The organism is Streptomyces sp. NPDC090798, assembly GCF_044768965.1.
Classification (GTDB): domain Bacteria; phylum Actinomycetota; class Actinomycetes; order Streptomycetales; family Streptomycetaceae; genus Streptomyces.
Window position 1 is genome coordinate 1 of sequence record NZ_JBIVXA010000053.1, and the last position, 4,519, is coordinate 4,519.

Here is a 4,519-nt window from a genome sequence, read left to right on the forward strand (position 1 = left end):
GGTGCAGTCCTAGACAGCTCCACCACACCGGAGGTCTTCGCCATGATCAAGCACCGGCGAGTGTCAACAACGCTCGTGATCAATACACCTAGGCCGCAGGTTCGGACTTCTCGGTGCTAATCGTCGGGGTAGGCCCATTCCTCAATGACCCATACATTGGCCGCAGTTGAGCGCCAGGCGACGTGTCCAGGCGGCATGGTGGCCAGCTGGGCAAGCGACGGGTCCGAGTCCACGACGTGTTGGAGGTGGAGGACCGATGAAGCCCCACCGTTGGGATCGTGTACGCCGTCGCTCACGAGCCAGTCATCCTCGCGCGGTTTCGTTTGGATCACTGCTAACGGAGACGGCCTATGGCCCTACGGGCGGCCGCGCCGTCGGTACCGCGGTCTACGGTGCGACCATGTCATCTGCCCTGCCTAATGGTTTGCCTCCTGACCGGTTCCTGTCTCGCGGTCCCGCACACGTGTGGGTCTCTGACGAATTCCCTCAGGACGTCGAACGGCTGTGGCCTTGCCTACTGAGCAAGCAAAGAGCACATGGTTTGGTTCCACTCCTGTGCTGGCCCGACGCCATAGGAAGAGCGCTCAGCTTGGACCACGTCGACGCCGTCCGCCCGGAGGAGGTGCTGGCCACGGACTTCGCCGAATACCGCCGCGGGAGGCTGCCCTTCTGGACGGACCCGACGCCGGTCCCGGTACCTGAAGTGGCGAGTTCGGGCTGGGCGAATGTCGCCTCGTCCTCGTCCCTGCCCGTCGTGGCAGCGATGCTCTGGCGTTGATCGGCTGGTCCGCGGAGGCACTACTGCCTCTGCTGTGTGCACTCCTGCGGAGCTGGGAGGACCGCTTCGGTGCCCAGGTCGTGGCGGTGTTCGGCAGTGAGCTGCATGTTTCGGTCGCGAGACCTCCCGTTGAAGCAGAGCAAGCCAACCTGCTCGCCTTGGAGCACGTGCTGTCGACCGCGGACAACATCGTTGATGACCGGCCCACGCCGTTCCCCGAGTACGCGACGGACCTCTTGGGGCGGACCTCCTGGTCGTTCTGGTGGACTAGTGCCGCATCAAGCACGGTTCGCCCTGTCTTGCCGGACGGGTCCGCGGCAGGTAGCCGTTGGATACGGTCCGCGTACTCTCGTGGGGTGCATTCTCATCTGAGCTTCGAGAACCCTCCCGCGCTGCCTCACGGGGTGGTGGTCGAGACGTTGGAGCAGGCTCTGCGTGACCGCTCGGCAGAGGGCGAGGCGGCGGGAGTCCTGGTCGGTACCGCGTTGAACGACGACGACGCGGGGTTCGTCGAGCACTGGTGTGTGCAGGTCGGGACGCGGGCCGTGTCGGGTAGTCCGCTGCTCGGGCTGGCTGGGCTGTGCCTGGGCCATACCGCTCGACGCTTTGGGCATCTCAGCGATGAGGCCCGTGCTCTGGCAGAGTCGCTGGCGGTGCGGGCCGAGGCGGACCCGTCGGATGTGGACGGTCGGGCCCTCGACGGCTATGACGATGTCCGGAGCTTCCTTCACCTGTGGTGATGTTGCCTGTTGCCGCTGCTGTTGCAGGTCAGGCTGCGTTGGCTCTCCTCACGAGGGCTTTGAGGCGCTTGTCGGCGGCGTACTTGTTCCGCCAGATGATGTAGCGGCGGATCATGCTGCCTTGGGCCTTGTGGGTGGGGTGGTCGGTGCCATCGAGGGCGAAGTAGCGCAAGGCGGTGAACTGGGCCTCGATGCGGTTGAGCCATGAGCTGTTGGTCGGGGTATAGGCGATCTCGACGTTGTTGGCCTGGGCCCAGTCGGCGACGCGGCGGCAGCGTTGGGTGGTCAGGTGAGGGGAGTAGTTGTCGCAGATGATCGCGATGCGCTTGCCGACGGGGTGGAGGGAGCGCAGGTAGCGGCAGAACTCCAGGAACTTGGAGCGGTTCTTGGTCTTCTTGATGTGGCCGTAGAGCTGGTTTTTACCCAGGTCGTAGGCGGCGAACAGGTGGCGGACGCCGTGCGGGCGGGTGTAGGTCGCGCGGCGGCGCGGGCGCGGTTCGCGGTCGGGGTCCTTGTGCTTGCCGCCGCGTCCGGTCCACTGGCGGCCGGGGTGGGGCTGGAGATTCAGGGGGCCGAACTCGTCCATGCGGAAGACGACTTCCGGCTCGCCCTCCTCGGGTATGACCTCGCCGTCGGCGATGGCGTAGAGGTGCTCGACGCGGGCCTTTTTGACCGCGTAGTCAGGGTCGCGGGAGGCCTTCCAGGTCTTCAGGCGTTGAAAGGTGACGCCTTCCTCGCGGAGCAGGATGCGCAGGCCCTCGTGGCTGATGTCGTCGACCACCCCCTCGGCAACCAGGAAGTCGGCCAGTTCGACCAGGCTCCAGGTCGAGAAGGGTAGGCCGTGCTCGACCGGCCTGGACTTGGCGATCTTCTTGATCTCACGGCGTTCGGGCAGAGTGAACGTTTTCGGCCGGCCGCCCTTGTACTTGGGGTAGAGCGAAGTGAAGCCGTCAGCGTTGCAGTTGTGGATCACGTCCCGGACCCGGTCCGGGCTGATAAACGTCACCTCGGCAATCTTGGTCAGGTCCATGCCCTGGGCCGATGAGAGCACCATCTGGGCTCGGCGCCAGGTCACCACGGATCCGGTGCCTCGGCGGACGATCCGCAGCAGCCGCTGCCCCTCGTCGTCATCGATCTCGCGGACCCGCACACGCTCAGCCACCCGCAAAGCATGACGTACAACACGCCGCCCGGAGCACCATCCGGACGGCGCGTCACAACAGGGCGAACGTTGCTTGATGCGGCACTAGGTAGTCTCGTTTGGATCAGCTGGTCGTTGGTCCGTGTCTGCCGTTGACTGGTGCGCAGTGGGCGCGGATTGAGCCGTTGCTCCCGAACCCGACGCCGAAGCGGGGTGGCCGCTGGCGGGACCATCGTGAGGTGATCGACGCGATCGCCTTCAAGTCTCAGACTGGTACCCAGTGGGTTCACTTGCCGGAGGAGTATGGCAACTGGTGAGGTGTCTACAACCGGCCGCGGACGTTGGCCGTCGATGGCACCTGGGAGCGGGTGTTCACCGCCCGGGTGGCCCAGGCCGACGCGGACGAGGACCTGAGCTGGGCCGTTTCGGTGGATTCCACGATCGTGCGGGCGCACCAGCACGCGGCCGGGGCCCGCAAAGGGGGCCCCGGCCGGCGAGCCGGACGACCATGCCATCGGCCGGTCCCGCGGCGGACTGACCACGAAGATCCACCGTGTCGTCGACAACCACTGTCGGCCGCTGGTCTTCCATCTCACCGCCGGACAGGCAGGCGACGCGCCCGCCTTCACGGAAGTGATGTCGCGCCTGCGCGTTCCCCGCCGCCGTGGACGGCCCCTCACCAGGCCGGACATGGTCCTGGCCGACAAGGCGTATTCCTCCCGCGCGGCCCGCAGCCACTTGCGCAAGCGCGGTATCCGGACGGTGATCCCCGTCCCGGCCGACCAGCGACGTCACCGACTGCGGCGGGGAAGCCGGGGCGGCAGGCCACCGGCCTTCGACCGCGTTACCTACAAGCAGCGCAACACCGTCGAGCGGTGCATCAACCGCCTGAAGCAATGGCGCGGCATGGCCCCCCGTTACGAGAAGACCGCGACCATCTACCTGGCCGGACTCCACGTCGCGGGCATCTTTCTCCGGTCCGGTCGGTGATCCAAACGAAACCGCTCAGTAGCTGTCGTAGCTGGGCTTACCGTTCGGCCGGTAGACGCCGACGATGGTGCCGCCCTTCGTCGTCGAGACGCTGACCGGCTCCAGCGCAGTGGGGATCGCTCCGTCGGCGAACAGCCGCTTGCCGGTGCCGATGATCACCGGATGGATGGTCAGCCGGTACTCGTCGACGAGGCCGTGCTGCATGAGGGTCTGAGCGAGGTCGCCGCTGCCGACGACGTTGATGTTGCCGCCGTCGGACGCCTTCAACTTGCGTACGGCATCGACGATGTCGCTCTCCAGCAGCGTGGAGTTCTGCCACTCGACGGACGTCAGGGTCCGAGACGCCACGTACTTGTGCATGCTGTTCATCCGACTGGTGAACGGGTTGTCGGGATCGGCGGTCGGCCAGTACGACGCGAAGATCTCGTACGTCTTGCGGCCGAGCAGCATCGCGTCGGAGAGCTCGTACCAACCAGCGATGGCCGTGCCGACCTCGTCGTCGGTCACCGGTTTCTGCCAGCCGCCGTGCTCGAAGCCGCTCTCAGCGTCCTCGTCCGGACCGCCCGGCGCCTGCATGACGCCGTCCAGCGTCAGGAACGTGCAAACGATGATCTTGCGCATGGTGCGCTCCCTTCGTCGACGGGTAGACGGCACAACCGCCGGAAACTCATCGGCGGAACTACCACGGCGCAGTACCAGGGCCGTCGTTTGGAGCAGCCCGGCTGTGAGGTGCGGTACCTCTTGCCAGACCCCGCGACGCCGGGATGATCCAAACGACAGGGCCTAGTAGTGCTTCGTTACGTTGAGTGATCTCGGCTGATCGTGGGCAGCTTCCCGGAGTGAGGTTGGGGGAAGTGGACCGGCTCCGGG

4 protein-coding genes and 2 pseudogenes are annotated in these 4,519 nt (G+C 66.1%); 4 read left to right on the forward strand and 2 right to left on the reverse strand.

From position 1 onward, the window contains the following. Positions 1–589: 589 nt before the first annotated feature. The 3 genes and pseudogenes from ACIQTP_RS46810 (at position 590) to ACIQTP_RS46820 (ending at position 1,518) form a co-directional block, all read left to right on the forward strand. Positions 590–778: a hypothetical protein gene (locus ACIQTP_RS46810; RefSeq protein ID WP_403412329.1), complete on the forward strand. Its 189-nt coding sequence runs from the start codon at positions 590–592 to the stop codon at positions 776–778. After that, positions 775–984 (forward strand): annotated as a pseudogene (locus tag ACIQTP_RS46815) (DUF4253 domain-containing protein); the annotation flags it as partial. The gene ACIQTP_RS46810 and the pseudogene ACIQTP_RS46815, both read left to right, overlap by 4 nt. A 150-nt stretch (positions 985–1,134) precedes the next feature. Beyond that, entirely contained in the window at positions 1,135–1,518 is a 384-nt protein-coding gene (locus ACIQTP_RS46820; protein WP_403412336.1) for a hypothetical protein, read from the forward strand. Positions 1,519–1,546: 28 nt separating this feature from the next. Here ACIQTP_RS46820 and ACIQTP_RS46825 read toward each other — a convergent pair whose 3' ends face one another. Beyond that, a complete protein-coding gene (locus ACIQTP_RS46825) occupies positions 1,547–2,680 on the reverse strand; it encodes an IS630 family transposase (protein WP_403412331.1) in 1,134 nt (377 codons plus the stop codon). 125 nt (positions 2,681–2,805) lie between these two features. Between ACIQTP_RS46825 and ACIQTP_RS46830 the strand changes: the two are divergent. Continuing rightward, positions 2,806–3,649 (forward strand): annotated as a pseudogene (locus ACIQTP_RS46830) (IS5 family transposase). A 15-nt stretch (positions 3,650–3,664) separates the two neighbouring features. On the opposite strand, the gene ACIQTP_RS46835 reads toward ACIQTP_RS46830, so the two are convergent. Then, positions 3,665–4,270 (reverse strand): dihydrofolate reductase family protein, encoded by a 606-nt coding sequence (locus ACIQTP_RS46835; RefSeq protein ID WP_403412333.1) that lies wholly within the window; start codon positions 4,268–4,270, stop codon positions 3,665–3,667. Positions 4,271–4,519: the final 249 nt, after the last annotated feature.

Bases quoted from the DNA above. Each gene is read 5' to 3' on its own strand.
- ACIQTP_RS46835 (WP_403412333.1), bottom strand. From the start codon at position 4,270: ATGCGCAAGATCATCGTTTGCACGTTCCTGACGCTGGACGGCGTCATG.